The organism is Methylobacterium sp. B4, assembly GCF_003201865.1.
Lineage (GTDB): Bacteria > Pseudomonadota > Alphaproteobacteria > Rhizobiales > Beijerinckiaceae > Methylobacterium.
Map to the genome: position 1 here is coordinate 193,461 of NZ_QJJJ01000002.1, position 26,406 is coordinate 219,866.

Annotated in this window: 29 protein-coding genes and 1 tRNA gene; 20 read left to right on the plus strand and 10 right to left on the minus strand. The window is 62.9% G+C overall.

Annotated features, from left to right (window positions below):
• Window positions 1-57 precede the first annotated feature (57 nt).
• From glnT to BY998_RS04515, 3 genes are all read left to right on the plus strand, one after another.
• Complete coding sequence (gene glnT, locus BY998_RS04505; protein WP_110350431.1) at window positions 58-1,356, plus strand: type III glutamate--ammonia ligase; 1,299 nt, start codon at window positions 58-60, stop codon at window positions 1,354-1,356.
• A gap of 167 nt (window positions 1,357-1,523) precedes the next feature.
• The gene (locus tag BY998_RS04510; protein ID WP_110350432.1) at window positions 1,524-2,009 is read left to right on the plus strand and encodes a hypothetical protein; all 486 of its coding nucleotides are present in this window, start codon (window positions 1,524-1,526) and stop codon (window positions 2,007-2,009) included.
• 129 nt (window positions 2,010-2,138) lie between these two features.
• Window positions 2,139-2,213: transfer RNA gene (locus tag BY998_RS04515), tRNA-Gly, on the plus strand.
• A 229-nt stretch (window positions 2,214-2,442) separates the two neighbouring features.
• Here the strand turns inward: BY998_RS04515 and BY998_RS04520 are convergent.
• Entirely contained in the window at window positions 2,443-3,507 is a 1,065-nt protein-coding gene (locus tag BY998_RS04520; RefSeq protein WP_110350433.1) for a hypothetical protein, read from the minus strand.
• A 237-nt stretch (window positions 3,508-3,744) separates the two neighbouring features.
• Here BY998_RS04520 and BY998_RS04525 point away from each other — a divergent pair, with 237 nt between their 5' ends.
• Window positions 3,745-4,149, plus strand: a complete 405-nt coding sequence (locus BY998_RS04525) for a hypothetical protein (protein ID WP_110350434.1) — start codon at window positions 3,745-3,747, stop codon at window positions 4,147-4,149.
• A gap of 422 nt (window positions 4,150-4,571) precedes the next feature.
• Window positions 4,572-5,312: an aquaporin Z gene (aqpZ, locus tag BY998_RS04530; protein WP_110350435.1), complete on the plus strand. Its 741-nt coding sequence runs from the start codon at window positions 4,572-4,574 to the stop codon at window positions 5,310-5,312.
• Window positions 5,313-5,889: 577 nt separating this feature from the next.
• Here the strand turns inward: aqpZ and BY998_RS04535 are convergent.
• Window positions 5,890-6,738, minus strand: coding sequence for an abortive infection family protein (locus tag BY998_RS04535; protein ID WP_181425427.1), 849 nt, complete (start codon window positions 6,736-6,738; stop codon window positions 5,890-5,892).
• A 99-nt stretch (window positions 6,739-6,837) separates the two neighbouring features.
• On the minus strand, window positions 6,838-7,761 hold the full coding sequence (locus BY998_RS04540) for a restriction endonuclease (RefSeq protein WP_110350437.1): 924 nt from the start codon (window positions 7,759-7,761) through the stop codon (window positions 6,838-6,840).
• Window positions 7,762-7,964: 203 nt separating this feature from the next.
• Here BY998_RS04540 and BY998_RS04545 point away from each other — a divergent pair, with 203 nt between their 5' ends.
• The 4 genes from BY998_RS04545 to BY998_RS24995 are packed head-to-tail and all read left to right on the plus strand — an operon-like array spanning window position 7,965 to window position 9,989.
• Window positions 7,965-9,155 carry a hypothetical protein gene (locus BY998_RS04545; protein ID WP_110350438.1) on the plus strand — a complete coding sequence of 397 codons (1,191 nt, stop codon included), beginning with the start codon at window positions 7,965-7,967 and terminating at the stop codon, window positions 9,153-9,155.
• Window positions 9,155-9,385: a hypothetical protein gene (locus BY998_RS04550; protein ID WP_110350439.1), complete on the plus strand. Its 231-nt coding sequence runs from the start codon at window positions 9,155-9,157 to the stop codon at window positions 9,383-9,385. Before BY998_RS04545 ends, BY998_RS04550 begins: the two co-directional genes overlap by 1 nt.
• Window positions 9,382-9,864 carry a molecular chaperone DnaJ gene (locus BY998_RS04555; protein WP_110350440.1) on the plus strand — a complete coding sequence of 161 codons (483 nt, stop codon included), beginning with the start codon at window positions 9,382-9,384 and terminating at the stop codon, window positions 9,862-9,864. Before BY998_RS04550 ends, BY998_RS04555 begins: the two co-directional genes overlap by 4 nt.
• Complete coding sequence (locus BY998_RS24995; protein WP_280952882.1) at window positions 9,861-9,989, plus strand: hypothetical protein; 129 nt, start codon at window positions 9,861-9,863, stop codon at window positions 9,987-9,989. Before BY998_RS04555 ends, BY998_RS24995 begins: the two co-directional genes overlap by 4 nt.
• 33 nt (window positions 9,990-10,022) lie before the next feature.
• On the opposite strand, the gene BY998_RS04560 is transcribed toward BY998_RS24995, so the two are convergent.
• Together BY998_RS04560 and BY998_RS23895 are read right to left on the minus strand one after the other, a co-directional pair.
• Entirely contained in the window at window positions 10,023-10,931 is a 909-nt protein-coding gene (locus BY998_RS04560; RefSeq protein WP_110350441.1) for a Kiwa anti-phage protein KwaB-like domain-containing protein, read from the minus strand.
• Window positions 10,928-11,572, minus strand: coding sequence for a hypothetical protein (locus tag BY998_RS23895; RefSeq protein ID WP_146221748.1), 645 nt, complete (start codon window positions 11,570-11,572; stop codon window positions 10,928-10,930). Before BY998_RS23895 ends, BY998_RS04560 begins: the two co-directional genes overlap by 4 nt.
• A 377-nt stretch (window positions 11,573-11,949) precedes the next feature.
• Here BY998_RS23895 and BY998_RS04565 point away from each other — a divergent pair, with 377 nt between their 5' ends.
• Window positions 11,950-14,184 carry an ATP-dependent RecD-like DNA helicase gene (locus BY998_RS04565; RefSeq protein WP_110350442.1) on the plus strand — a complete coding sequence of 745 codons (2,235 nt, stop codon included), beginning with the start codon at window positions 11,950-11,952 and terminating at the stop codon, window positions 14,182-14,184.
• Window positions 14,185-14,279: 95 nt separating this feature from the next.
• On the opposite strand, the gene BY998_RS04570 is transcribed toward BY998_RS04565, so the two are convergent.
• Window positions 14,280-14,636 carry a hypothetical protein gene (locus tag BY998_RS04570; RefSeq protein WP_110350443.1) on the minus strand — a complete coding sequence of 119 codons (357 nt, stop codon included), beginning with the start codon at window positions 14,634-14,636 and terminating at the stop codon, window positions 14,280-14,282.
• Between the two features lie 166 nt (window positions 14,637-14,802).
• On the opposite strand from BY998_RS04570, the gene BY998_RS04575 reads away from it, so the two are divergent.
• On the plus strand, window positions 14,803-14,991 hold the full coding sequence (locus BY998_RS04575; protein WP_110350444.1) for a hypothetical protein: 189 nt from the start codon (window positions 14,803-14,805) through the stop codon (window positions 14,989-14,991).
• Window positions 14,992-15,233: 242 nt separating this feature from the next.
• Complete coding sequence (locus BY998_RS04580; protein WP_110350445.1) at window positions 15,234-15,899, plus strand: recombinase family protein; 666 nt, start codon at window positions 15,234-15,236, stop codon at window positions 15,897-15,899.
• Window positions 15,900-15,918: 19 nt separating this feature from the next.
• On the opposite strand, the gene BY998_RS23900 is transcribed toward BY998_RS04580, so the two are convergent.
• Entirely contained in the window at window positions 15,919-16,290 is a 372-nt protein-coding gene (locus BY998_RS23900) for a hypothetical protein (protein ID WP_146221749.1), read from the minus strand.
• Window positions 16,291-16,354: 64 nt separating this feature from the next.
• Here BY998_RS23900 and BY998_RS04585 point away from each other — a divergent pair, with 64 nt between their 5' ends.
• Entirely contained in the window at window positions 16,355-16,618 is a 264-nt protein-coding gene (locus BY998_RS04585) for a hypothetical protein (protein ID WP_110350446.1), read from the plus strand.
• Between the two features lie 90 nt (window positions 16,619-16,708).
• Window positions 16,709-16,921, plus strand: coding sequence for a hypothetical protein (locus tag BY998_RS04590; RefSeq protein ID WP_110350447.1), 213 nt, complete (start codon window positions 16,709-16,711; stop codon window positions 16,919-16,921).
• 9 nt (window positions 16,922-16,930) lie between these two features.
• Here the strand turns inward: BY998_RS04590 and BY998_RS04595 are convergent, their stop codons facing one another.
• The gene (locus BY998_RS04595; RefSeq protein ID WP_110350448.1) at window positions 16,931-17,176 is read right to left on the minus strand and encodes a hypothetical protein; all 246 of its coding nucleotides are present in this window, start codon (window positions 17,174-17,176) and stop codon (window positions 16,931-16,933) included.
• A 196-nt stretch (window positions 17,177-17,372) separates the two neighbouring features.
• The gene (locus tag BY998_RS04600) at window positions 17,373-17,600 is read right to left on the minus strand and encodes a hypothetical protein (RefSeq protein ID WP_110350449.1); all 228 of its coding nucleotides are present in this window, start codon (window positions 17,598-17,600) and stop codon (window positions 17,373-17,375) included.
• Between the two features lie 693 nt (window positions 17,601-18,293).
• Here BY998_RS04600 and BY998_RS04605 point away from each other — a divergent pair.
• The 3 genes from BY998_RS04605 (at window position 18,294) to BY998_RS04615 (ending at window position 20,921) form a co-directional block, all read left to right on the plus strand.
• Complete coding sequence (locus tag BY998_RS04605; protein WP_245421479.1) at window positions 18,294-18,449, plus strand: hypothetical protein; 156 nt, start codon at window positions 18,294-18,296, stop codon at window positions 18,447-18,449.
• 580 nt (window positions 18,450-19,029) lie between these two features.
• On the plus strand, window positions 19,030-19,443 hold the full coding sequence (locus BY998_RS04610; protein WP_110350451.1) for a hypothetical protein: 414 nt from the start codon (window positions 19,030-19,032) through the stop codon (window positions 19,441-19,443).
• 77 nt (window positions 19,444-19,520) lie between these two features.
• Window positions 19,521-20,921 carry a cytochrome P450 gene (locus BY998_RS04615; protein ID WP_110350452.1) on the plus strand — a complete coding sequence of 467 codons (1,401 nt, stop codon included), beginning with the start codon at window positions 19,521-19,523 and terminating at the stop codon, window positions 20,919-20,921.
• Window positions 20,922-21,522: 601 nt separating this feature from the next.
• Here BY998_RS04615 and BY998_RS04620 read toward each other — a convergent pair.
• Window positions 21,523-22,449 (minus strand): DotH/IcmK family type IV secretion protein, encoded by a 927-nt coding sequence (locus BY998_RS04620; RefSeq protein WP_181425428.1) that lies wholly within the window; start codon window positions 22,447-22,449, stop codon window positions 21,523-21,525.
• A 720-nt stretch (window positions 22,450-23,169) separates the two neighbouring features.
• Here BY998_RS04620 and BY998_RS04630 point away from each other — a divergent pair.
• From BY998_RS04630 to BY998_RS04640, 3 genes are all read left to right on the plus strand, one after another.
• Window positions 23,170-24,297, plus strand: a complete 1,128-nt coding sequence (locus BY998_RS04630; RefSeq protein WP_181425429.1) for a type IV secretory system conjugative DNA transfer family protein — start codon at window positions 23,170-23,172, stop codon at window positions 24,295-24,297.
• Complete coding sequence (locus BY998_RS04635) at window positions 24,294-24,884, plus strand: DUF882 domain-containing protein (protein WP_110350455.1); 591 nt, start codon at window positions 24,294-24,296, stop codon at window positions 24,882-24,884. The genes BY998_RS04630 and BY998_RS04635 overlap by 4 nt, the downstream gene beginning before the upstream one ends.
• Window positions 24,885-25,332: 448 nt before the next feature.
• Complete coding sequence (locus tag BY998_RS04640) at window positions 25,333-25,881, plus strand: PAS domain-containing protein (RefSeq protein WP_110350456.1); 549 nt, start codon at window positions 25,333-25,335, stop codon at window positions 25,879-25,881.
• The last annotated feature ends 525 nt before the right edge of the window (window positions 25,882-26,406 follow it).

The following is a 26,406-nucleotide window of genomic DNA, read 5'->3' on the forward strand; positions in this document are numbered from 1 at the left end:
CCCTTTTTCTTGGGGGGGGACCAACGAGGGTCCGATGACACCGGGAGGATTCTTGCAATGACGCACGAACTCGAAACCGCCGCCCGGGAGCGCGGCATCAAGTATTTCCTCGTGTCCTACACCGACCTGTTCGGCACCCAGCGCGCCAAGCTGGTGCCGGCGGCGGCCATCGGCAGCACCTGCCGCAACGGCGCGGGCTTTGCCGGCTTCGCGACCTGGCTCGACATGAGCCCCGCCGACGCCGACCTGCTGGCCATGCCCGATGCGGAAGGGTTGATCCAGCTGCCCTGGAAGCCGGAAGTGGGCTGGCTGCCCGCCGACCTCGTGATGAACGGCAAGGCGGTCGAGCAGGGCCCGCGCAACATCCTCAAGCGCCTGATCGCGGAGGCCGCCCGCGAAGGTCTTCAGATGAAGAGCGGCGTCGAGTGCGAGTTCTTCCTGATCACGCCCTGCGGCTCGGAGCCCGCCGACACCGCCGACAAGCAGACCAAGCCCTGCTACGACCAGTCCGCCCTGATGCGCCGCTACGAGGTGATCACCGAGATCTGCGACGCGATGCTGAGCCTCGGCTGGAAGCCCTACCAGAACGACCACGAGGACGCGAACGGCCAGTTCGAGATGAACTGGGACTACGACGACGCGCTGATCACCGCCGACCGGCACGCGTTCTTCAAGTATATGACCCGCTCGATCGCCGAGAAGCACGGCTTCCGCGCGACCTTCATGCCCAAGCCCTTCATGGATCTCACGGGCTCGGGCTGCCACGCCCACGTCTCGCTCTGGCGCGACGGCCAGAACGTGTTTGCCGACCGCTCGGACGAGATCGGCCTGTCGCAGATCGGCTACCACTTCATCGGCGGCCTGATCCACTCGGCCGACGCGCTCGCCGCCCTGACGAACCCTTGCGTGAACTCCTACAAGCGCATCAACGCGCCGCGCACCACCTCCGGCGCGACCTGGGCCCCCAACACCGTGACCTATACGGGCAACAACCGCACCCACATGATCCGCATTCCGGACGGCGGGCGCTTCGAGTTCCGCCTCGCGGACGGCGCGGCCAACCCCTACCTGCTCCAGGCGGGCATCCTCGCCGCCGGCCTCGACGGCATCCGTGAGCGGCGCGATCCGGGCCGGCGTCTCGACATCAACATGTACACCGACGGGCACACGGTCGAGGGCGTCAAGCGCCTGCCGCTCAACCTGCTCGATGCCCTGCGCGCCCTCGAGGCGAGCCCGGTGCTCAACGAGGCGCTGGGCGCCTTCGTGCCGAGCTACTCCAAGCTCAAGCGCCAGGAATGGGACGATTACTGCCGCCACCTGACGCAGTGGGAGCGCGACACCACGCTCGACTGCTGATCGGCATCTGCCTCGTCGGACAAAGGAGGCGGGCGGCTGCGGCCCGCGATGACGGTTGCCCGGCGGCCCGCACCGGCGCTATCGAAAAGCCCGTTCGGCTCACCGGTCCCCGGCCGAGCCGCTCCGGCCCCGGCGGAGCGCGCAGGGGATGACGAACGGAGCGGCCGATGCGCATGCTGGGACGCCTCCTCCTGGCGGCCTTCGCCCTTGTGATGGCGATTCCCGCCGGGGCGCTGACGCTCGGTGCCGGCGTGCTCCTCGATCCGGGTCTGCGCGACGCGTTCGGCCGCCTCGGTCTCGTCGGTCTGTTCGCCGGCCTGTCGGATCTCGCGCAGGGCCTCCCGCCGGAGATGGCGGTGATGGCGATCCTCGTGCTGATCCAGGCGCTCGGCCTTCTGCTCATCCTGCCGCCCACGCTCGCGGCCCTGATCGGCGAGACGCTCGGGCTGCGCTCGCCCGTCTGGTACGGCGGCGCGACGGGCGCGCTCACCGCGCTCCTGCCCTGGCTCGCCCGCGGCGGCATCCCGCCCTCCGGTCCCGCCCTGGCGGCGGAGGCGCGCCTCTCCGCAATCCTCCTCGTGACCGGGGCCGTCTCCGGTCTCGTCTACTGGCTGATCGCCGGCCGCGAGGCCGGGACGCCGACGCGGCCGTAACGTCCGCCGCATTTTTGGGGTGGACAGATGCCGGCCATCCCGTATGAAACTGAAGCTCGGTGCAGCCCCGGACCTCCGGTCCCTCGGCAGCACCCTCCGGTTCGCGGAGCGCTTCGCGAGCAGCCGGATGCGGGCGTAGTTCAGTGGTAGAACGTCAGCTTCCCAAGCTGAATGTCGTCGGTTCGATCCCGATCGCCCGCTCCACCTAATTCCCTGCAATTACACGGGTTTATGTCTATCTCGGAGTGTTCAGGCTTGTGTGAAATCCGGCCTGGGTCGGCTCGAATCGGCTGATATCGGCTCATAATCCACACTGGATTCCACACCGTCGATCCACCTTCGGCCTCGCTTGCTGCGCATCCGTGCTTCACGGCGGGATTTACTCGAAGACGAACTGCGCAGCATCTCGCTACACACCGCGAAGCTAGGACGATCAGAGCGCCGCCCGCCGAACCGGGTTAGGTCCCCAGATGACGCGCCCGATCGTCAGCCCGAGCCTTCGTGCCGCCAGCGCAGCCATCACCATCCATCCCGCGGCCAGCCAGACGGCCTGAAGCAGCAGGCCCACGACATCGCCTAGGACGAGTGCGGCCGATCCTAGCAGCTTGAGCGCCGCCCGTGTCCTGCCACCCATGCCTTGTGCCAAGCGCCGAGCGCGACCGAGTTCCCCTACATCTCGCGCAACACCAAGAGCCTGAGCCGCACCTCGCTGACCAACCCGAGCTTCAAGCGCGACCATATCGTCACCGATGGAGGAGATCGTGCGCAGGGCACCAGGGCGGATCGCCCTCTGAGCGGCCAGCCGAGCCGCGGATAGGTCGAAGACACGGGCAGCCGCCACGGCCTCCTTCAGCGCGACCGTATCCATGGCCGAAACAGCCATTCCGGTGAGCTTTCCGGCTAGTTCGCGCGACAGAAGGCCCGCACGGCGAGTGGCCTTCAGCAGCCCCAATCCTCGGGCGGCAGGCGCCTTGGCCGCGATGCTGCCGCCGCCACTCGGCAAGAGAGCGGCGACCGTGAAGCCGGTCAACGCGAGGCCAGCCGTTGAGAGGCCAAGGATGACCTTGTCGTAGGGCTCGCCTTGAATCAGCTTGCCGCCTTCCTGCCAGAGGTCTCGCACATCACCGATGCCAACGATGTCGGCGGTGAGCGCGCCTGCCATGCCCGACCATGTGTCGGCAGCGCCGGAGGTGACACCATCAAGGAACTTCTCTCCGGCATCGTCTTCGGACGGTGTGACCAGCGATCCGAGTTTTGCGCGGCGATCAGCATCAACCTTTAAGCCTTGGGCCGCGGCGAGATCGAGGAAGCTGCGGGCGAGATCGTCGTCGCCCTTGCTCAAAGCGTCGTCGATCTCTGCTGCGATCCGCTGTTCCGTGGCGACCGCTGGCAGTCGGAGTTCCGTCAATTGCACAGGGTCGTCCGCGGCCTGGAGGAGGCCAACGCTCGTGACAGCCTCCGGCAGGACCATCGCCCCGCTCAGGATCACGATGACCACGAGAGCGCCTGCCGCTGAGCGCCGCAGAGGTGCTGATCTGACAACGACCACGCGACTGATCTCACTCGGAACGTCCACGGCGCATCCATGTAATAGCGCGAGACGCTGACGACCATCCTTCCAGAGCGCCGCGGGTTCTTCTGGGTGACCGTGCGACAACCGGGTGAGGGTATGTAGCCGGAACCGCTCCCCTCTGGCCCTGTTGGACCGAATTATCTCATCTTCGAAGGAAGCTTCATGCGTAAGGGTCATCTCGTTCTTACCGCCGCCGCCATGCTCGGCCTCGGCTCGATGGCTGCTTCCGTGACTCCGGCGGAAGCTGGATGGCGCGGTGGCTACGGTGGCTATCACGGCGGCTACGGATACCGTGGTGGCTACGGTGGATATCGCGGCGTTGGCTTCCGTCGCGGTTATGGCGGCTACGGATACCGCGGCTATGGCTACCGTCGCGGCATTGGACCGGGCGCAGCGATCGGCCTGGGTATTGCTGGTCTCGCAGCGGGAGCGATCGCCGCCAACTCCTATGGCTACGGCGGTTACGGCTACGGACGTCCGGTCGGCTACTACGGTGGCTACGGGTATGCCCCGGCTTACGGCTACGCGCCTGTCTACGGTGGCTACGGCGACGGCTACGGCTGGTAAGCGACGGCCTAGAATGGACGGCGGGGCCGCCTGCGGGCGGCCCTTTTTTGCGCATGCGCGTTCGATCGTTGGGATAAACTGTAGTAGCCGGACCTCAGCACCCTGTACTTGCGCACGAAGTCCGCAGCGGGTGGGAGGCGAATTTCGGCGTTGGCGCTCTGCCGCCTCGCGACCCCACAACATCGACAATCTGACGATTTAGTCTGTAAGTTAAATCGGGCAAATGTCAATTCGATAAAAGTCATAACTTTGAGATACATCACACATCAGTTGTTGCCGCCGAAGCCTGTCCGTGCGAGTGTCGTTTAATGCGTTTCGGTCGATGCTGGCGCAGTCAGTTGGGCCTTGCGCTGTATTGAGTGAGCCTCTGGAACTGGCTCATCATGAGCACTTCGCGGACACATGCATGGCGAGGTTTCGAGATGGATCATGATACGATACGCCGGGCGACCGCCGAGTTCTTCGGCACGTTCTGGCTGACCTTCGGCGGCTGCGGTGCCGCCGTTCTGTCCGCCGCATTTCCGGAACTCGGCATCGGCTTCCTCGGTGTCGCCTTTGCCTTCGGCCTCACGGTGCTTACGATGGCCTATGCGGTGGGCCATATCTCGGGCGGTCACTTCAACCCGGCCGTGACGCTTGGGCTCTGGTCGGCCCAGCGATGCGCGAACCGACATGTCCTGCCCTACATCGTTGCTCAAGTCATCGGTGCCGTCGTCGGCGCCGGAATCCTCTACCTGATCGCCTCGGGAAAGGCGGGCTGGGTCCCGAACGGTTTTGCCTCGAACGGCTACGGCGATCTCAGCCCTGGCAAATTCAGCCTTGCCGCCTGCCTCATCATCGAGGTCCTGACGACCTTCTTCTTCATCTTCATCATCGTTGGAACGACGTCGAAGGGCGCAGCGATAGGTTTTGCTGGGATTCCGATCGGGTTCGCCCTCGTGCTAATTCACCTGATCTCGATCCCTGTGACCAACACATCGGTCAACCCAGCCCGTAGCACGGGACCAGCTTTGTTCGCAGGCGGCGAATATGTCATGCAACTGTGGCTGTTCTGGCTGGCGCCGATTGCAGGTGCGATTGCGGCCGGAGCAGTGGCTCGTTGGTTCTACGAACCTGCGGACGTGGTTGACACGACAATCGTCGAGAGACGGCCTGCCGTCTAAGCCCAGCAGTCGGGTTCTACAGTCAGTCGGCTTGTAGCGACCGCGGAACGATCCTGTGTCCCGGCCTTACAGGAAGTGGTAGGTCGAGGCGATCGAGTGTGGCTGCTACAGGTCGGAAACCATCCCCTGAACGACGGGCAAGACGCATCAGGTTTGGGCTATCGGCTTTAACCTCCAGGCCGTCGAACATTTCTCGGAGCCGCTTCTCCGTCAGAAGGCGGACCGTCCACAGACCGCCCACGCTGCGTCCGAACTGAGGCCCATTTTTGGTGCGAAGCTCTGCAAGAACCTGGGCGCGAATGGCTTCTCCATACGTCTCGACATGCGCCCGCCACCGAGCCTGTTCGACGGCACGCTCGTACTCGGTCCGCACGTTGAGCAGTGGGAGTTGAGCCTCGCGGCGAAGAGCCTGCCGCCGAAGGATGCTGGAGAATATTGCAGCACGGTCGGCCAGAGCGTTGTTTGAATGCAATCAGCAACCTCCGAGGCACGACGCACCAGATGTGGAAGCGTCCGTCATGATGGTGGGACGGTGCCGAGATCGATCTTGGATGACCGATCAAGAACTAGCCGAGTGTCAGTGGTGCTGAGGTAGCGCCCGACCTGTCCGTTTCTCCCAAGTCTCTAACAGGAAGAGCGCAGCAGCGCTCGATGTATGCAGGGCAAGTCGGGCAATACGGGCGTCAATCTTGGGATGCCCCCGTTCCCGACCATGGGCATCACCGGCATGGGTCCTCAGCGCAGCCACTCCTTGAACGACCGTGGTCAAACCGCTCAAGATCGAACGCACATCGTTCGATATTTCGGCCGGAAGGTCGTCACGCCCTGCGTCGAGCGCTAGTGGTCCTCGAACTGCCTTGTAGAGGGAACTGAGATCGCGCTTTTCAGGGAGAGATTTGTCCATCTCAATGAGTATTGAACGACAAAGACTCTCCAGTAATGACGAGGCGGAGGTCACCGCATCTTCTGGATCGTTCGTACAGTTTTCTAATGCTCTTTCCAGATCGGCTTGCACGGTGTCGAAGCGGAAGATGGCAATGCGCTGAGCTAAGCCTGCTGAAGCCGGTCCTGACTGCGTTGCAGGAAGACATCGCATCCTTCCATCAAACAGGCGTAGTACCAACCCATTCGCCTGAAGACGGGCATTTAGGTATGCTATAACTTGTTCATGATGCTCAGTGTCACGGAAATCGGCAGGGTTAGCCGCGGCCTCAACGATGTTGTTCAGGACGACCTCAGCGTCAGATCGCTCCAGTACCTTCTCCAGCGACGCGTGGAGAGAAGGCAATCGCGATCCTTGCGTGACAACCTCCGCCCCGCAGGCCCGTAGAAAGCTCGCGATCTGCGGACCGCTCCGGTAGATGCCGATCGGTTTGAACTCGCCGACCCCAGGACCTCCGGAGATCACCTGAACAAGTGCTTCCATGATCTGCGGTGCGATCCTAAGGCCCATTTCTTCCCGCTTGCTTGTAGTGCCGACCGAGTTTGGCTTGTCGTGATAGTAGATTTCATTCAGAGACGCCGACTACCCGTCGAAGAACTCCTCATCGAGCTTCTTGATCGTCAACGTCTCTTCGACGCGGCAGCCGACGCTGTGACGGATCATGAGACGGGCAAGTTGCGGGCCGTCGATGAGCACGATGCGCTTGCTCAAAAGGTCGGCGGTCTCCCGAGCGGCTGACGAAAAGGAGGAGGTCGTCACGAACAGGCCCTTCGTCGCCTTAAAACGATCGAGGCTGCCGAAGAAGTCGCGGATGGCTGAGGCCCCGACGTTGTTGTCCGCCGCGTAGCGCTTCGCCTGCACGTAGATGCGATCGAGCCCGAGTGGGTCTTGGTCGATAACGCCATCCACCCCGCCATCACCTGACTTGCCGACAAGAGCACGGTCTAGGTCGTTAACCGAGCCGCCATAGCCCATCGCGATCAGCAAGCGCACGACAAGGCTCTCGAAGAAGGCCGGTGTCCCTGCCAAAACACGTTGGAGCAGTTCGCTCGCGAGTGCCGCTTCAAGCTGCCGTCCAGCCGCCCGCATTACCTCATCAGGTGTGAGGCTGGAGGAAGCTCCGCCCGCCTCCGCCGCGGCCTCGCCCTGAGTGTCACCATCATCCTGAGCAGAGCGGAATGTCTGGAACTCGGGGAACCTCGTGAGGAACCTGATGTCGATGCGCTCAGGAGGCTGGTTCAGCACCTCGCGGCCACGAGAGGTGATCTGGAAGTGCGCACGGCGCGTGAGTTCGATGAGCCCGGCCTTACCAAGATAGCTTTTGGCCCAATGCACGCGATTGGCGAAGGTCGTCTGGCGGCCGGACGGTAGAAGATGTGAATGCTCCTCGGGTGTCAGGTTGAACGACTCAGCTAGGCGCTCGACGACATCGCCGATGCGCACCTCGCCCGCCGCGGCCTCGCGTAAGACGGGCAACATCAGTGTCTGAAAATCAGGAATTGCCATCCGGGACGTTGATCCGGTGCAGTTGCGTCGCTGAGCGACGATACGCAGGTGCTAATCGTAGCGGCAATCGCAGAACTGACCCCACGGCCGTTTCATAGACACCCGTGGCGCTCCAGCCGCGTTGGTCGTTAGCTGAAGCACTCGCCTTACTCGATATCACGGATTTGGCTTGCGAGATTGCGGATTTGAGGCAGCATCGCAGAATGCAGCTACCGAATACCGCCTCCTCGTCGGCCGCTCGTCAGCATCTTATCCCCAAAACTTACTCGGGCTGGGCGCTCGATCGAGCCATCGTTCTCGACTGTGCCTGTCCTGGTCTGCTGGCCTCAACCCTGTACTTCGGACCGACACGTCGGCAGGCCGTGTTCCTGGTGCTGGCGAGCTTCGACTGGCTCGGACAGGCCGAGATCGCCAGCCGTTTCCGCCGAGCGATTGAGGATCGCGATGCTCTAGGCCAAAGCGATGCGGCCGTGATCGGCCGGGCCATCCTGCTTCTTCGTCGCCCACGCGATTTCGTGCGCGCCCTCTTCGGCACCGTGCCGGACGGCCTGCTCGGCGCCATGCAGCGGCTCGGGCATGACCCTGTTGGGGCTCCGGAGACCTACCGGGAGCTTCAGCGCCTGTTCTGCTCGGAGGCCCCGGCCGACAGGCGGCGGGTCAAGGTGCTCGGCCAGATGGCTGGTAGCCTTGTCGGCGCGCAGATCGAGATCGTCAGCCTGCTTGACCCCGTGCTGCTGCACCCGGCGTTCGTTGCGCTCGTCCACGAAACCGAGCAGGTCGCGGAACTCAACGCATCCCTGGCCTACGTCCGTGCACGCTGCTCAGGCGCCACCGATGAGGCGATCCGGTCTTCTCTGGCGAGGCTCAAGCCGGACGACCATCGCTCAACCCTGTTTCGGTGGTGGAGCCATCGTTTCGATAGGTTGCCGCGCTCACTCGACACCCACGGTGACCCGACTCTCGTCATCCTTGGATCGGCCGAAGCGTTGTCGGATGCGGCCCGGCGGTACGCGAACTGCCTCAAGACCAAGGTTGGGCAGGTCTACCTCGGCAACTACCTCTACATTGAGTACCGGCCAGCAGCGCCGGGGCCGGGCGTCATTGCCGAACTACGCGCCACCACACACGGCTTTTTGCTCGAAGGTCTCTACGCCCGAAACAACTCTAGGGTGAATCAGGAGCGCGCCGCCGTCGTGCGGCGCAAGCTGGCGGCTTGCGGTATCGCTCTCTACGACCACGCTCCGGACGAACGGAGTATGGTCGCCGCAGCGGCGAAGATACTAAACTTCTTCAACTTTTTTGAACCTGATAACACAGGATGGGGTGTCGAGGCCGACGAGCCTCCGGCAAACGACCTGGAGAGGCTTGAGACTGTCGCGGAGGAGGCGGCCTGATGGATGCACCCGCGTACCAGCATCCCGCGGCAGTCGAGATCATCCGCGACAAGCGCGGCGTCATCGTCAGTCGCGTCGAGGCGCAATACCACACAAAGAGGACAGTCGCTCGCGACGCCCGCGGCCTCTTGGTCGGCCAGTACGATCATCGTGCCGATGTGACACGGGATACCCGCGGTATCGTCGTCGGCACCGGCAACCTGCTTCCGGCTCTGGTGCTACCGCGATGATCCTCGAAATCGATGAACTGAACTTCGGCCGATACACGCCCGCGCAGCTTGCGGCCGTCCGCCCGGACCTCGAACGGCTTGCCGACATCACCCGCCGCAACCTGCGTCTGCTCGATGGGGTCCTCGGCGTCGAGGCGGGTGACTCGGCCTTACATCGAAAGCACGAACTCGCACGCATCGAGCTTGCCGAGGCTCGCACTCAGATCGAGACGATGCGGCACGATCTGGCGACTGCGCGCGCATGGATCGACCAGCTTCAGGGTCGGCTCGCAGCGATTGAGGACGACGAGGAGGACAAGCTCTACCGCAGCGTGGGGCTCGCAGCGACTGCTCATACCGTCGTTGTAGCCGCGGCACGTCGGGCACTGCTCCAACATCATCACCCGGACCGCTGGCTGCCAGAGAAGAAAGCGGCGGCTACGGCGAGCTTCCAGGCCGTTTGCGCCGCCTTTCAGCGGATCAAGGAGATTCGCGGATGATTGAGGTTCTGATGCTGATCGCCGTGTTGTGGGTGTTCCGCCGCGCGGTCGTCTGGATCACGCTCCACCTGATCGCATTCGTGGTAGGGGGCCTGTCTGGCTGGCGGTTCATGGATCGCTCCTGACAGCGTTCCGGGGTCCGGCAGCATACATTCTGACTAAGATTTCGACCTCTGACGGCTGGAAGCCCTGTATGGCACAGCCTCATCCGTCGTATTTCTCGAAATCCATCGCCGATCGTCTAAAACTTCAAGCAGCTTATGCTTATCAGCGACGCGGCATCTAAGGCAGGGCTCCCCTTTATTAACAAACCCAACACCCTGCGCCTCCGCTTGAGCAACAATTTCTGCTTGGTCATACTTGTCCAGGTTAGGTCTCTTGCTTATCGCAACAAGTAACCGAGCGGTCCTCGGGTGGTCTTCAATCTTATCGACGAATCCTGAGAAATCAAGAAACTTTATTTGATCTGCAATAATGGGTATTTTCTGCTCGGCAGCCTTGGCAACCTTATTGGTAATTTTTGCAATATACTCCATATTGAGAAAATTATTGAAGTATATATTCCCATCGCATATGATCCCGTCAAATTCTTTGTCAAACCTGAATACAGGATTCTCAATTATAAACATCGTGTTATCGATTATCTGAACGAGTCTATTTCTTGCTCCGAGCGTGCTCTTTAGCTGTGTTGCCTTGCGGGCACCCACGATCTTTCTGTCTTTTCCATCGTGAAAAACAACGAAATAGAAATCAATGCTTGTCGCGTTTTCTGTAAAATTCGCCATATCAGGATATACTTGTACCTGATGAAGGTCTGATAGTTCCTTAAATATGGCCTCAGACCGCAGGGCGTATACACGCTCTGTATTTCCATAGTCCTGAGACAGCGAGAATTCTTCCCAATCGCCAGATCGCGCGTTTATGGCCCCTGTCGTTCGCGCGAGCATATCGGCAAAAGCGGAGTTAACGCTATTATCAACAGGAACCAAATATTTCTCGCCTGAGTATAAGCTGACCCCCAGTTGATATGATTTGATTGAAGAAAAATCAAACTCTTTCTCGATCATGTCTTTGCAGTATCCAGGACAACATTTCCGCCCAGCCGAAGGCCCACCAGGGTCATGCCTTCCTCCAGCCGTTGCCTTTTAGAGATAACAGCATAGGTACTGAAGTTTGGCGAGTCGCCTTGTGAAGCTATCTGCACATCAACTGTGAAAATGTGATAGCCCTTTATGGCAAATATCAAATTCATATAGTGCAATTTTAAGTGCCAGAACAAAAATGCGACAAAGATGAAGGTCACAGAGACGGCAGCGAGATCGCGAGCGCCACCCATATTCGCGTCATATAAAGGGATCAGCATAGCAAAAAGATAGACCAACAAATGCTCTCGCTGGTCCCGGGGGTTTCTAATTTTGAACGTAATGTTGTTGTTTGATTTTTTGGTCCGTCCGACCATGAGCCATAGAAAAAGATTCGGCAGTATAAAGAGGGAGGCACAAATTGGAGCCCAATATTTGTCCTCCACACTGTTCGTTCCGCGGATGCCCCACAGCACGAACAATGGACTGAGACTTGAGACTACGAGCACGAAGCGTGCGAAGCTGAAACCCTGCTTTACCATCTTCCAATTGCCACGGTGGGGCGGGGGCTGGTTCAGGATCGAATCTGAACCCGAATCAACGGTTGCCGATGCATCGATCCTCATAGCTGACGCTCCTTGTGTGATACGACGACAAGCGTCCGAGGGCGCAGCACTTTTTTCGGATTTTAGAACATATAGTGAACATTGTGGCCGGTGGAAGGGCACCGTTCCGTTTCTGTAGGAGCGATCCCAGCCACCGCCCACGAGGGCATCAGCTATCGCCGTTGTGCGCCGCCGCTAAGGCCAGACCCGTTCATGTTGAGTTGTCGTCCCTACGTCCAAAGGGCGGTCCGCCCCTCACCAGCCTCGTTGGATTCGCTCGTTGACGTTCGAGCTTGCTGACTGTCTCCTCGTCGGGGCTTGCGGAAAATTGGCGCCGCGTCTGGTATGATCTTTCCACCACTGCCATACGGTGGACAGTGCAGAGCGTAGGCACGCAGGTGAACGAGCGGGCGAGACCTAAGCAGTTCGGAGCCAGCGCCCCCGTCGAGACGCTTGCCGGGACAGTCGAGCGTGTTACCTTCCACAATGCCGAGACTGGTTTCTGCGTGCTCAAGGTACAGGCCCGCGGCAAACGCGATCTCGTTCCCGTGGTCGGGCATGCGCCTGCGATCGGAGCAGGCGAGTGGATCACCGCCATCGGCATCTGGTTCACCGATCGGCAGCATGGCCTCCAGTTTAAGGCCGACACACTGAAAGCGACGCCGCCTACCGGCGTAGAGGGCATCGAGAAGTACCTCGCCTCCGGCTACATGCGCGGCATCGGCCCGGCGATGGCAAAACGGATCGTGGCCCTGTTCGGAGAGGGCACCTTCGAGATCATTGAGGCCGAGCCCGACCGCCTGATGGAGGTCGGTGGCATCGGCCCAAAGCGCGCCGAGCGGATCGTGCGCGGCTGGGCTGAGCAAAAGGCGGTGCGGGAGATCATGCTGTTCCTGCACGCTCATGGCGTCGGCACGGCACGGGCAGTTCGCATCTATAAGACCTACGCCCACGACTCGATCAAGGTCATGACCGAGGACCCGTACCGTCTCGCCAGGGATATCCGCGGCATCGGTTTCAAGACGGCCGACGCGATTGCGATGAAGCTAGGGCTGACGAAGGAGGCGCCTCAACGGCTCCGGGCTGGTGTATCCTTCGCCCTCCAGACAGCCATGGATGAGGGGCACTGCGCGCTGCCGGTCGCTCGCCTGACGGAACTCGCCCAGAAGCTGCTGGAGGTCGAGGCCGCCCTGATCCGCTCCGCGGTGGCCGAGGAAATCGAGCGCGGCGGCGAGGTCATACAGGACATCATCGGCGATCAGGCATGCGTGTTCTTACGCGGCCTCCACGCAGCCGAACGCGGCATTGCCGACCGGCTGATCGAGCGAGCGTCTGACACGCCGCCCTGGTCGGAAATCGACCCCGACAAGGCTCTGCCCTGGGTCGAGCAGAAGACCGGCAAGGCGCTCTCCCCATCGCAGGCAGAAGCGGTCCGGCTGCTGCTCGCCTCCAAGCTCTGCGTCATCACAGGTGGCCCCGGCGTGGGGAAGACCAGCACGCTCGACTCAGTGCTGCGCATCCTCCGAGCCAAGGGCGTGCACGTGCTTCTAGCTGCTCCGACCGGCCGTGCCGCCAAGCGGATGACCGAGCAGACCGGGCTGGAGGCAAAGACCATTCACCGCCTGCTGGAGATCGACCCCAAGTACAGGGGCTTCACACGCGACGAGGAGAACCCGCTTGTTTGCGATCTGCTCGTCATCGACGAGACCTCAATGGTGGACGTGCCGTTGATGAACGCGCTGCTGAAAGCGGTGCCGCCACGGGCAGGTCTGCTTCTCGTAGGCGATGTGGATCAGTTACCCTCAGTCGGACCAGGGCAGGTGCTGGCGGATGTGATCGCGTCCGAACGCGTGCCTGTGGCCCGACTGACTGAGGTGTTCCGGCAGGCGGCCGAGAGCCGGATCATTGTTAACGCCCACCGGATCAACCACGGCCAGATGCCTGAGAGACCCAGTCCCGGCGAGAAGGCCGACTTTTACCTGATCGAGATTGATGGCCCTGAGGTCGGAGCCGCCAAGCTGATTGAGATCGTCACGAGGCGCATCCCACGGACTTTCGGGCTCGATCCCGTGCGCGATGTGCAGGTGCTGACGCCAATGCAGAGAGGTTCGCTTGGCTCACGCAACCTTAACCATGAACTCCAGCGCGTGCTGAACCCGAATCCACCGGCCCAGGTCGAGCGCTTCGGCTGGCGCTTCGCGCCCGGCGACCGGGTTATGGAGACGCAGAACGACTACGACCGCGAGGTGTTCAACGGCGACCTCGGCATGGTGGCCCGCATCGACGACGAGGAAGGCGCGGTGATCGTCACCTTCGACGAGCGAGAGGTGATCTACCCCTTCGGTGAACTCGACACGCTGGTTCCGGCCTTCGCTACCACGATCCATAAGAGCCAGGGTTCGGAGTACCCGGCCGTCGTGATCCCGATCGTCACACAGCACTACAACATGCTCGCCCGCAACCTGCTCTACACGGGCGTAACCCGCGGTAAGCAGCTTGTGGTGCTGATCGGCCAGCGAAAGGCGATCGGCATGGCGGTGCGGAGCGGCCAGACAAAGCGTCGTTTCACGAAGCTGCGCGAGTGGCTTGTTGCCGGTGCACGACGTCCCTCACCAGCAGCGCTAGGATTGTAGGCTGAAGCCTCGCTCGTTGTGGCACCACGGGCAGGTCCAGCACGCTCGTACAGCAACGTAGAGGTCAGGGAAGCATGCCTCCCTGCACAGCCCCATCAGATACCACCTAATGATCGAAGCCATTTGTTGACGGCGTACTTCGCCTCCTCGTCGCACCGGCTATCCAGGTGATCGTATTGCTCGATCACCGTGTGGGTCGCAGAGGGAGCTAGTAGCTGCCGGTTCCGCCAGACGGACCTGACGACGATGCTCCACTGCTCCTTGCAGTGGGTGATGATGTAGCGGCGAGCTTCGGCATCATCTGGCAAGCCGGTGCGATGTCGCGACGGCTCGACGATGACCGTGGCGCCCGCGATATGCCCAACGATGTAGGGCGGAGCTTCAGCTAGGTAGCGGATTAGAAGACGCTGGATGGCGAGGCTGTTTGCATCATCGACAACAAGTGGTTCCATTTCGATCTCCGAATAAATATCGTGCTATTATTTATTACGGAGAACCTTGTTGGACGTCGTCTACGGACATCAGATCGAGAGATACTATCTTCGTCTACGTGAGATAGGACTGGCACGAAGTCGTCGTGATTACGGGCGCCGCTGGTTGCGGCGGGCGAGCACGTACATGCACGATCTGCGCGGCAAGAAACGAGAATGCGCGCTGGTCCGGCCGGGTACGACGGCTCACCTGCGCGAGCGATTGGCGGCCGTCGCCGATCTGCTGCCGCCTGGGCTTGCTGCCGACGTGCACGCCATAGTGTCGGACATCGATCGGGACGCGGCCATTGTCAGTCTGCTGCGGGCTGGGCGCTGAATGTCGGCGTCGGAGTGACTGACCGTACCGTCGCTTTCGGAAAGGAGAGGCGGCTTGTTAGGCGGCAGCCCGCTCGGGTTCCCCTATCCCAAATTTCGAGACGATCGCTAAGAAGCTAAAACGAACACCATGTTAACCACGTTCTGGGCTGTGTTGTCGGCATATTTGTAAGCCTGTTGTGAGAGCTTGACGGTTCGGCGACCCCACCTGTAAGTCTGTGCGTTACAGAAAGGGGCTTACAGATGGCGGTCTATGGGTATCGACGCGTAAGTTCAGACGGTCAGGAGGATGGCACGTCGCTCCAGGAGCAGGAGCGCCGCATCAACGCTCTCGCGGACCTGAAGGGCCTCGATCGACCTACGTTGTTCGAGGACGTCTGCTCCGGCTCGATCCCTCTCGCCAACCGAGAGGGCGGCGCGTCCATGATCGCGAGCCTGGGGAAGGGCGACAGCGTGATCGTCACCAAGCTCGACCGCGTGTTCCGTAACGCAACCGATGCACTGGCGCAGGCCGACTGGTTCAAGGCCCGCGGGATTAACCTCTACCTGATCGACATGGGCGTCGATCCCGTGACCAACGACGGCGCCAGCCGCATGTTCTTCGGTATGTTGGCCTTGGTCGCCGAGTTCGAGCGCACCCGCATTCACGCCCGGACGCAGGACGGAAAGAAGGCCAAGAGCGCCAAAGGCGGGCACGTGGGCGGCTCCCGGCCGTTCGGCTACGACGTGATCGGGAAAGGCAAGGCCGCCGTACTCATGCCTCGCAAAGGCGAGTTCGAGTTCATCGCGTCGATCCTGGACCGCAGGGCCGCGGGTGATAGCCTTCGATCAATCTCGACGTGGTTGGCGAGCGAAGGGATCAAGCTATCCCACGTGGGTGTAGGAAACGTCCGCGACCGCGCCGCCTGAACTTCTCAAGTCGGCTATTCTAGCGGGTTGTTGTGTGACCTGCGGTGGCTTTCTGAGGAGGAGAATGCTTCTCGACCATCAGAGTATGGACCTCGTCGTAGGACATCGCTGCGGTGCTCCAGTTGGTGTTGAGCGCATGCTCGTTATCCAGGGGAGCATGCATATCCCAATAAGAGCCAAAAATTTCTTCTGCGCCTTCAGTCGTTCTGTAGAAGACCCTGTAGCACGGTTTCTGACCAGAGCCAGTCACTCCAATCTTTACGAACGCATTGCCATGCTTATCGTAGCATTGCTTTGCCTTGTGCCGCGCTCCAGCAACGTAATCTCGTTGATGTGTGAGGTGCGGCCAAACCGTTGCGATCGTTGAGTCAGGCGCGATCTTTTTCTGCACTTCCGCCTCCTGTTTGGTGCCAACCGTTATATCTTAGCTGGGGCTGATGGGTTGGGCACCTCGGATGACTCATCTCCCCACCGTCAGCGCGCTCTTCGGCACCATGACCGTCACGCCGCGTCACGTGAACTCCGCCATCGAAGCCTACTTCGCCGATCCAACAACGTCGGCGTACCCGATCGCGAACGGCTGCATCCTCGACCTTGCCGCGGCCGTTGAGGAATGTTCGTGGGTGAGCGAGGTGGTGAGTGATGCCGAGGCTGATCCTGACCTTAAATGCGGCGCCGTGCGAACCGCCATCCTGCTGGCTCGGACACAGAAGGCGTGAGCTATCTGCGGCGCCCGTCCGTGGCATTCTCCGTGCTCGACGACGCCCCCTCGCGCCATGTGAAGCGCATCCGGTCGCGCAGGAGCAGTGATGAAGTTCATCGTCAGCACGAGCACGCCGGACGGACCTTTGTCCTACCAGACCGCTTCGCCTGAAATTGCCCTGGAGCGTGCGAGGTCTCTTGCGGAGACGTGGCGGCAGGACGTGACCATCCAGGGCATGAACGGGCGCGTCTACGATCTCGACGCGTTCGACACCTGCTTCGTCAGGTCCGGCTCGGCCGAAGCGCTTCCCAGCGCGTAGGGGCTGCGGCTACGCACTCAGACGCTCGATGTTCGCGGCCACGTGCTCACGGTAGCGGGCCACCACGGCCTCGTGCGTGACGCCGGTCAGTAACGCGGCGGTTGCTTCAGTGGCTGCCGCGATCTTCTCGAACACCATCGAGTTCATCTCGGACCACCCTTCCTGACCGCCCCAGGCGAGCCGTACCAGACGCAGTTCGATGACCCGCTGAGCCTCGATCGCAAGCAGCAGGGAAGCGAAGAAAGGGTTGAACAAGCAAAAAACTCCTGACCGCATGAGGCGGCAGGAGGGCAACCGGTCCTCGACAGCGGGTGATCCTAAGCTGGGCAGTTGGTCGCAGGGGGAGCCCAGCCAGCGCCCTTGCTGGTAGGGCTGAGGAAGCTCGATTGCTGCGTCTCGGAGCAGAACCCGTCTACGTCCGGATCGACGGACGGGTCCTACCTGCTGAAACTCAGCGCGCGGAAACGGCGGCTTCGGCCACAACCTTACGGCTCGCAGGAGCCGCGACCGTCAGATGGGGAGTGGTGGTCAACTCGGATGCCGGACGCACGGACGCGGTCGCGCGGGCCTGCTCACGGAAGAGCGGCGGGGTCAGGTGGACGCGCTCGTCGGCGACGGCGGAACCCGCCGCGGTGAGAGACGCAAGGGTGGCGAGGGCGAGAAGCTGGATCGTGCGCATGGATCGTCTCCGGTGTGGTCGGCCCAGGACGGCGACCGATGGGGGGATTGAACCACGAGTTTGTGCGCCGCGATAATCGTGTGGTGCAACGCACCATAATACGCTCGCGTCCAAGAACTGTCGATATCGTGCGCAATTCGAAGACAGAACGAACCTGCGTGTCTCTCCAAGCTATGCGCTCAGCGTTTGACTAAGAATTTTCGCTGGCAGGCCAAAATTTATTCGCGATGCAACATATCTCTTTCATCGCGCGATTTGTAAGTATGGATACAGATTGAGTTCCTGGCGAAGTACCTGCCGTGTCGGCCTATGGGTCTAAAAAAAATCAGGTGCTTCGGTTCAGGCGTCCCCGTAGAGCGGCATAATACCTGGAACGAAGTTGCAGGCACATCACGTGGTGGCCCGATCCTGTCATCGTAGTCGTGACCGAGGAAGGGACAGGCCCGTGGTTTGCAGTCGAAGCTCTGATCTCGGCGTTCTGCGACCGTCTACTCGAACGAAGTTTCACCAGGCCGGAGTGAAATTCGATCGCGCTGCATCTTCTACGACGCCGTGCGCTGCTCCGGGAACAAGAGGTACGTTAACATCCCGTTTACTCTAACGACGCCGCGGCGAAACAGAACACCGAGTACGCTCGTATAACCCGGGCCAATCGGGAGCTACGACATGCCAGATGACTCGGGACCCGCAGTCTTGGATGCCTTTGCCGATCTACCAGAGGCGGAGTTCGTCTCGCACTGGCGCAGCATCGTCGGCGAGCCACCTGCCATCATGCTGGAGAACGGGTCCAAGTTGATCCAGTTGCTCGTCGAGAGCACGCCCGAGGTTCCGCTCCGGGGCGATGAGTAAGCTCTTGACCTACTTCAAGAGCATCCAGGCGAGGGTCGAAACGCGAACGGCCACGGGTGCCAGAACAAGGGTGCGCGTACATCCGGCGTCACCCCAATCCCAGCATCGTGGCCGCGTCCGATCAAGCGACAGGATCGCGATCGGCATGTCTCTGAGATGGGGGCGGCATGGTTAACAATCAATGAGCAGCCCCGCCGCCCGATCTGCTCACGGGCTGGCGGGGCATGACGTGCCGTGTCCACACGGCGGAGAGCCAGTACGCAACGCGGCTCTAGGTCAGGATGCTGTCCGCGGGTTAGCTCGGCATCAACCCGCCATCGCCTCACCTGTCTCGTTTTGCAGCACCCCCCACCGCTCGCGGCGGGCGACGGTCCGCTGTAAAAGTGCAGTGCGTTGAGGATCGGGCGGCATGAGACAGGATTTGGAAACACGCAGGGCGATGCTCGGAGTGATGAGCGCCCTCAGCGGTGAAGGTCGCGAAGAAGATTGAGGAACGCCGAGACGAACCGGAACGCTCGGTGAGATCAACCCGCTTTTAAGGCACTGACCCTACCGTCCGACCGCTCTGAGGACGGCCGCCATGCCTGCGCGTTTGAAACTGACTGTTGCCGCTCTCGCCCTGATCTTGTCGGCCTGCGAGAAAGAGAAACCCGTCGAGTACGTTTCGCCTACGGGGTTCCAGCCGTTCGTCTATCGAAAAGAAGGCGAGCGGATCACCTACACGATGCGCGACGTGATTGCCGAAGACGGCCCGTTCGTAAGGTACGTCACCAAGCAACAGGTTGCCCCCGGTGGGCCAATGGGTGGGGCAATCAACTACACCGCCGCGCGGTCCAACTGCGACAAGTTTGTCTTCCAAATTCTCGGAGAGGGGGACACAGTCGCGAAGATGGAGGCCGATCGCCTGGATGACCGATGGGTCGAGATTGTGAATGGTTCGAGTGCGACGGCTGCTTTGGTCACCGCCTGTCAGGTGGCGAAGAAGCTCAAGTAAGAGGGTGACACCTTGCGCTTGACGACAGACATCAAAGAGCGCCGGATGGGCAAGGGGCTCCTGCTGGAGTCTCGGTCATGCTTAAGGACAGCAAACCGGCAAGCCATCTCGATCGGCCTGTCTATACCGATACCTCGCCTCCAGGTCCGAAGGGCTGGCCGCTCCTCGGAAGCCTGATCGGCTTCGCGCGCGACCCTCTCGGCTTCCTGACGGCCTGCTCGCGCCAGTACGGCGATGTCGTCGCCTTTCGCACTGCGGGGCAGTTGATGCTCGTCCTCACCTGTCCGCGTGAGATCGAGAGAGTGCTCGTCAAGGAGCACCAGAACTTCCCGAAGAACGAGCACTTCTGGCGTCAGGTGACGGCGCTGTTCGGCAACGGGCTGCTGACCAGCAAAGGGGCGTTCTGGCAACGGCAGCGTCGTCTGGCAGCACCTGCCTTCGCAGGGCCAATGCTCGCAAGCTACGCCGATGCGATGGTCCGTGAGAGCATGCTTACGGCCGAGGGCTGGCGCGGCGGTGATGTACGCGACGTGCACGCCGACATGATGGCTCTATCCCTTAGGATCGCAGCAAAGGCGTTGTTCGGCACAGAGGTCGAAGAGGACGTGCTCGTCATCGACGACGCCCTCAACGACATCCTGGCCGAACTTGCTTCACGCGTTGTTCGCCCGATCCTCATCCCAGACGCGGTGCCGCTGCCCGGCCACGTTCGCTATCGCCGAGCACTACGGCGGATCGACGCAATCGTCGCTCGGATCATCGCCGAACGGCGGTCGTCCAGTGCGACGTCCGCTGACTTCCTATCCGTATTACTGCGGGCACGCGACGAGGATGGTGCGGCGATGTCCGACCAGCAGGTTCGCGACGAGGTGATAACCTTCCTCCTTGCCGGGCACGAAACGACCGCCCTGGTGCTGTCCTGGACGATCCATCTGCTCTCCTGCGACCCGGAGATTGAACGCATTCTGGCAGCAGAAATTGATGATGCCATTGGTAGGCGTGCAGCTACGATCGAGGATTTACCGCGCCTCCGTTTCACCGAGCATACGATCACCGAGAGCATGCGGCTTTATCCACCAGCTTGGGCAGTTGGTCGCGAGGCGCGCTGTGACTGTCAGATCGGCGGCTTCCAAGTTCGAGCCGGAACGCCGATCCTTATCAGCCCATGGGTGCTGCATCGCGACCCACGGTTCTTCGACGAGCCGGAAGCGTTCCGACCTGAGCGGTGGCACCAGGGTTTGGCCCAACGGCTTCCCCGCTTCGCCTACATGCCATTTGGCGGCGGTCCGCGCATCTGCATCGGCAACCGGTTCGCCATGATCGAGGCTGTCCTGATCCTGACGACGCTCATCCAGCGCTTCCGCTTCATTGCCGACCCGAAATCGCCAATCGTGCCCATTCCATCGATGACGCTGCGGCCGAGAAGAGGCGTTTGTGTCATGGTCGAGCGGCGCGAAATGAACAGTCCATACGGGTAGGGGGTAACAAGGCGGCTCACATACGGAGTGCACCCGCGACCCTCTACGATCCTTCGTCGGTGCTCCTTTACGCTGAGTGCCGAGGCCACTCTGCGTAAAGGACTCCAGAAGCGACAACGGCGCAGGGTCCGAAGACCGCTGCGCCGTTGGATCGGGCCGCTGAGGGGGGGCAGAACGGCTTGAAAAAATCATGCTTCGAGACCAGCGTCGTGGATGTGCGAGATGACACGTTGGAGGAGCGGATACTGCGCCTTCCACCCCGATCAACAACGAGGCTTTCAGATCGACTACTTGCCGGACCGCGCCTTCGCCTTCGGCGATCAGCATCGCCCTCTCTGCCGTCTTCCTGACCGACCGGGGCGTCGTTCGACGAACTCTCCGGCTTCTTCAAGATGTTTCGTGACCAACAAGTCAGGGAGGCTCACCCCTTCCCGAAGGGCGTGCGCTCGGCCAGTTCGTGAACCTTTTCGATCAGGGCGTGATGTCCGTCGAAGAGGATGGCCGTCAGATCGTCGTCGGCGGGCGTAGGCGGCTTCGGGCTCGATCTGGGACAGACATCGCTTTCTTGAATGAGCCGGCGGCCATCGTTCGGGGCGATGCGCTAGAACTCGATCGTGACGGCCCGCTCGCGCCCGTCCGCGTCGGTGACGAGGAGGCGCGGCACCGGCCGGTCGAAGCGCCAGACCCGCATCCCGTCCGGGGTCTGGGCCATCGCGTCCTGCACCGGGTTCACCACGACGACCGGTCCGCGGACGTAGAGCCGGCCGCCGTAGCTCCAGGCCGTGACGGCAGCGTCGTCGGCCTGGAGCCGGACCGCACCGCGCGGCGGCGTGCCGAGGCCGAAATCGTCCATCAGCCGGTCGGGATCGTGTCCGCTCCCGCCGCGCCCCGACCGCGCCGCGATGGTGCGCACCGGCCCCGCGGGCGCAGCCGCGAGAGCAGTGTGGCGGCCCGGCGGGATCTGGCGCGCGTCCGGCGGCCGGATCGCGGCGCTCGTCAGGGCGGCGGACTCGGCTTCGGCGGTGCGAGCGGGGGCAGCGCGCCCGCGCACCTCGATCGTGACCGGCAGATCCACCGCCTCGACCCCACGACCGCCGCTCCTCACGATCAGGACGATCGGCAGGGGGTAGTTCTCCAGGGTGATCGAGATGTTGCCGTAGGTGGAGACCCGGCAGGGCATGATGTGGATCGTGGTCGGCCGCTCGCCCGGCGCGGCGGCCTGCCCGCCGCAGCCGCCGCCATCGACCGAGAACATGCGCGGGTCGTAGGCGGAGGCCGTGATCGGCCAGGGCCGCCCGCCCGCATCGAGGATCGTGATCGGCGTCACCATGCCGAAGGCGAGGTGGACGGTCTGCGGCGCACTCATGTCCACCTGGGGCTGCACGCTCATCAGCCGGGGCCGGACCTTCGGCGGCGGCTCGTCCGAATAGCCGGCGGCGGTGGCGGCGCTCTGGGCGTCGATCACCCGGTTGCGGATCGCCCCGACATTGCCCGGAGTCAGAATCGCGCCGCCGGAACGGTCGGTCATCACGCTCTGTAGCGCCGAGATCTCCGCGGGCGTCAGCTCGCGCGGCGGCGGCGGCGTGGACGCGGTGCCGCTTCCGCTGCCCGCCGCCTGGGCCGGTGGATTCTGCGGCGTCCGGGTCTGGGGGGACTGAGCCGGGGCCGGCTGTTGCGGAGCAACCCCCGGGGCCGAGCTGTCCGACGGCGCCGGCATTGCGGCGGCACTTCCCTGACTCTGCGCCGCGCGCAGTGGTTGCGCGACCGGCCCGTCCCCGGAGGCCAGCGCCGCCGACAGGGCGACCAATCCCGCCGCCGAAATCCGTCTCATCTGCCGGCCTCGCCCGCCCCTGCCCGATCCGTCGCGGCGCCGGACTGTGCCGCGCCGGGGTGATCTAATGCAATGTTGTTTGGATCACACCGCCAATTTTTCAATTTAGGTTACAGGATAATCAGTTCTGCAGCGCGCTGGTCTACCGGCTCGTCCGCCTGCGCAGCGATCCTGTGACCGACTCGCAACAGGCGGTGGATCACGCCAGATCGGCCCGGATCGATCGATTGACGGCGGCCGGACCGAGCGACCATGACAAAACTTCTGGTAGGCGGAAAGATCGGACATGAAGTCGTTATGGCTGCTTCTCGCCCTCTCCTGCGCATTCTCCCTGCAGGCCTGCTCCCTCACGGGACGCTCCGGATCGCCGGAGAGCACGCGAACCTTCCTGAAGGAAGAAATGGGCCGGCGCGGCTTGTGAGGCGGGCGGTCCTTTCCGCCGTCCTCGCGACGCTCGGCGGCGGGCCGGCCCTGGCCCAGTTGAACCCGATCGTCGCGGCGACCCAGGTGCCACCCGCGCCCGGCTTCATGTTCGGGGCTCCCGTGAGTCCCTACGGTGCGCCCTACGGCTACGGCGGCTTCTATCCGCCCTACCAGACCCAGAATCCCGGCCTCAACCCGATCGCCCAGGGACAGAGCAATCCCAACATCGCGAGCCGCGCGGGGGCGACGCAGATGCAGGGCCTCCTCGGCGGTGGCGGGTCCGGCGGCGGTGGTGGGTCCGGCGGCGGTGGCGGGCCCGGTGGCGGTGGCGGTGGCGGTGGCGGCGGGCAGGGCGGAAGCGGTGCCGCGACGCTGCCGACCCCCGATCCCAACACGAGTTACGAGCTGTTGCAGGATCCCGGCTCGCCGATCTACGGCCGCTACGGCGGCCTGCTCTCGAAGAACGGCGACATCCGCCAGCAAGTGCTGGCCCAGGCCGCCCGGGGCGTCGGCATCCGCCAGGGCTTCGCCGAGGAGACCGCGCGGATCAACGCGGAACTCGATGGCGCCCATGGAGCCGAACTCGACCGGCGCTACGATTTCGAACCGCTGATGCTCGACCGCACCCTGGTTCCTCCGGTGATCACCGAGATGAACAGGCTCGCGGAGCGCGGGGACGACCGCCGGCTCTATCTGACGCTCGGTGCGTTCGAGATCGCCCGCCCGGCCCGCCTCGCGCTGCGTCCGCCGAACTGGCGCGACTACCTCTACAACACCGGTGTGCCGGCGGCCCCCTCGGGCCCGGCCGCGGAGGTGCGGCCGGAGGATTCGGCCGAGGAGGGCATCTGGGGCGTCGCCCTCGAATCGGGCCTCGCGGTCGGCATCGCCGAGGCGCGGGCGAGCTTCACGGCGAACTTCAACCGGCTCGACCGGGACTTCGCCGGCATGGGCCGCTATCACGCCCTCGCCCGCAGCGGCGCGGTGAGCCTGCCGGTGGTTGCCCGCACCGCCCGCAACGTCCGGGTCGCCTCCGGGGGCGAGCGCGCTTTCGTCGGCGAGCGCACGGTCAGCCTGACCGTCAGCCCGAAGTTCCGGGCAGCCTCGCCGGCCGCCTTCCGGTGAGCGGCTCTGCCGCGGGCCTCAGGCGCGCCGGCTTCACGCGCCGCGCCCTGCTCGGCGTCGTCGGCCTCGTGGCGGGACTCGACCGGGCCGTGGCGGCGGCAACCGAGCCGCTGCGCGCCGTGCCCACGGGCCGCGACCGCCTCTGGCTGGTGCGCCCGGACGGTTCGGAGGTGCTCAGCCGCTTCCGCGATGCGGATGGCTACGACAGGACGCAGATCCTGCTTCTGTCTTGGTTCATGCGCGACATCCGCGACGACGACCGGGCTGTCTGGATGGAGCCGCGTCTGTTCGATCTCCTGGCGGGCGTGCAAGCGAGCATGTCGGCCGTGCATGGGGCGGCGCTCCCGCTGACGGTCACGAGCGGCTACCGCACGCTCGGGCACAACGCGTCCCTTGAGAACGCCGCGCGCACCTCAATGCACCTCTACGGCTACGCCGCCGACGTGCAGATGCGAGGCTATCCGCCGCGCGCCGTGGCGCTCGCCGCCAGTTTCTTCTCGGAGGGCGGGATCGGCCTCTACGACACCTTCACGCATCTCGACGTCTGGCGGCGCCGGACCTGGATCGAGCGTCCACCTCTCCGCTGACGCCACCTCCTTGGACGTTCGGCAATCAACGGCGCGCTCCAAGGTCGTCCCCTCCAGCCCGCTGCCCTCTGGCCCAGGAACCGAGCTTTCGAGCCGAGCGCGTCCGAAGGACGTAGGCATGTCTCGGACACGGTTGGCCCTCAGCGAAAGCGTGCAGTCGAACGTGCAGTCATGATTTCGGCAAGCTGACGTTTGCCGAAGCAACCGCAATGACAGCCGCATGCGGGCGGCTCCTTTCGACACGGTCCCGGTCTGCGCACGGCTCGTCGTGGTCGACTGCGGCACAGACCGGACAAGTTTGCACGCCACCAAGGGTTCGCCATCCGCGCGATGCGGGTTGCCGTCCGGGATCGCGCTCCTTTGCACTTTCCATCCACATGGCGGTTGGTTCCGCGGGAGAGATGACCGACGCTCTTCCGGGCTTCAGCCGTGCGCGAGGAAGCGGAGCATGATTTGGGTCTCCGACGAGAAGGGGCAGCTCCTCTACGTCAATCCGGGTTGGCAGGTCCTGACGGGACAAAGCCCGGCCGATACCCTGGGAAACGGCTGGATCGCGGTGGTGCATCCCGATGACCGCGACCTGATCGTGGGCGGCTTCGCCGAGGCCTGCCGGCGGCGCATCGAATTCCTGCTGCGTTATCGGATACGCCGCAGGGATGGCAGCTACGCCTGGATCCTCGGCGCGGCCTCCCCTTCGTTCACGCCGCTCACCCACGATTTTCTCGGCTTCCTCGGCTTGGTCAGCCAATACGAGGACGGGGTGCCGAACCTGACGGCCAAGGTGGAGATCGGCTCGCTCAAGCCCGGGCAGGAGCCGGAGGGGGCCGCGCCCCAGTCCAAGCTCAACATCGCCGCCGACCACCTGATCGCGGCACGGGCCGTCACCGAAGGCTGCGGCGAGGAGGTAGCCGCCTCTATCGACCGCGCACTCCAAGCCGTCGGACAGGCTCTGTCGCGCGCGCGGACGGGAACGGGATCACCGAACCGGTTTCACTGATCCCCGCCTCGACCTTCCCGCGACGCCACGTGGCGTAGGCGCGTTCCCGGACCTCGAAGGCGGCGCGCAGCAGCGTTCCCGGCTCCCCACGCGCCTCCGGCAACAGGACCAATCCGAGATCGGTCTCCTCTCGCTGAAGAATACGCGCAGCCTCGGACCGCCAGGTGGCGTCGGCGGCGCGGAAGAGGAGTTCGGACCCGGTCATACGGTTTCGGCTCACGTAGAACGTTCCGTAAAGGGAGAAACGAGCGGCAGACACACGGTTTAATTGTGCGCAATCGGAGGCTTGGCCGGTTGTCGCTCAAGGACCGCCAGATGTCCACGCCGCTCTCTACGCAGCGCATGGCTGATCATCGAATTTTGAATGCAAAGCTTCCGAAGCCCGCCGAGCAGCCCGCGGCAATCATACGTTAATTTATGAGATCGGAGGCAATCGATCGAACGTCGGTCCGCTTCCGCGAGCCCGTTCAGGCTTTTCATGTCATATGATTGGATCCGGTTGAGGATAAGTTTTCCTGTTCCTCT

What these genes read in the sequence shown, in the direction of transcription:
- BY998_RS04600 (WP_110350449.1), bottom strand. Translation starts at nt 17,600, where the DNA reads ATGCGCACGATCCAGCTTCTCGCCCTCGCCACCCTTGCGTCTCTCACC.
- BY998_RS04540 (WP_110350437.1), bottom strand. Translation starts at nt 7,761, where the DNA reads ATGGCAATTCCTGATTTTCAGACACTGATGTTGCCCGTCTTACGCGAG.
- aqpZ (WP_110350435.1), top strand. Translation starts at nt 4,572, where the DNA reads ATGGATCATGATACGATACGCCGGGCGACCGCCGAGTTCTTCGGCACG.
- BY998_RS04555 (WP_110350440.1), top strand. Translation starts at nt 9,382, where the DNA reads ATGATCCTCGAAATCGATGAACTGAACTTCGGCCGATACACGCCCGCG.
- BY998_RS04585 (WP_110350446.1), top strand. Translation starts at nt 16,355, where the DNA reads ATGACTCATCTCCCCACCGTCAGCGCGCTCTTCGGCACCATGACCGTC.
- BY998_RS04545 (WP_110350438.1), top strand. Translation starts at nt 7,965, where the DNA reads ATGCAGCTACCGAATACCGCCTCCTCGTCGGCCGCTCGTCAGCATCTT.
- BY998_RS04580 (WP_110350445.1), top strand. Translation starts at nt 15,234, where the DNA reads ATGGCGGTCTATGGGTATCGACGCGTAAGTTCAGACGGTCAGGAGGAT.
- BY998_RS04570 (WP_110350443.1), bottom strand. Translation starts at nt 14,636, where the DNA reads ATGGAACCACTTGTTGTCGATGATGCAAACAGCCTCGCCATCCAGCGT.
- BY998_RS04535 (WP_181425427.1), bottom strand. Translation starts at nt 6,738, where the DNA reads ATGGAAGCACTTGTTCAGGTGATCTCCGGAGGTCCTGGGGTCGGCGAG.
- BY998_RS04560 (WP_110350441.1), bottom strand. Translation starts at nt 10,931, where the DNA reads ATGATCGAGAAAGAGTTTGATTTTTCTTCAATCAAATCATATCAACTG.
- BY998_RS23895 (WP_146221748.1), bottom strand. Translation starts at nt 11,572, where the DNA reads ATGAGGATCGATGCATCGGCAACCGTTGATTCGGGTTCAGATTCGATC.
- BY998_RS04550 (WP_110350439.1), top strand. Translation starts at nt 9,155, where the DNA reads ATGGATGCACCCGCGTACCAGCATCCCGCGGCAGTCGAGATCATCCGC.
- glnT (WP_110350431.1), top strand. Translation starts at nt 58, where the DNA reads ATGACGCACGAACTCGAAACCGCCGCCCGGGAGCGCGGCATCAAGTAT.
- BY998_RS04640 (WP_110350456.1), top strand. Translation starts at nt 25,333, where the DNA reads ATGATTTGGGTCTCCGACGAGAAGGGGCAGCTCCTCTACGTCAATCCG.
- BY998_RS04590 (WP_110350447.1), top strand. Translation starts at nt 16,709, where the DNA reads ATGAAGTTCATCGTCAGCACGAGCACGCCGGACGGACCTTTGTCCTAC.
- BY998_RS04575 (WP_110350444.1), top strand. Translation starts at nt 14,803, where the DNA reads ATGCACGATCTGCGCGGCAAGAAACGAGAATGCGCGCTGGTCCGGCCG.
- BY998_RS04610 (WP_110350451.1), top strand. Translation starts at nt 19,030, where the DNA reads ATGCCTGCGCGTTTGAAACTGACTGTTGCCGCTCTCGCCCTGATCTTG.
- BY998_RS04525 (WP_110350434.1), top strand. Translation starts at nt 3,745, where the DNA reads ATGCGTAAGGGTCATCTCGTTCTTACCGCCGCCGCCATGCTCGGCCTC.
- BY998_RS24995 (WP_280952882.1), top strand. Translation starts at nt 9,861, where the DNA reads ATGATTGAGGTTCTGATGCTGATCGCCGTGTTGTGGGTGTTCCGCCGC.
- BY998_RS04615 (WP_110350452.1), top strand. Translation starts at nt 19,521, where the DNA reads ATGCTTAAGGACAGCAAACCGGCAAGCCATCTCGATCGGCCTGTCTAT.
- BY998_RS04510 (WP_110350432.1), top strand. Translation starts at nt 1,524, where the DNA reads ATGCGCATGCTGGGACGCCTCCTCCTGGCGGCCTTCGCCCTTGTGATG.
- BY998_RS04620 (WP_181425428.1), bottom strand. Translation starts at nt 22,449, where the DNA reads ATGACCGACCGTTCCGGCGGCGCGATTCTGACTCCGGGCAATGTCGGG.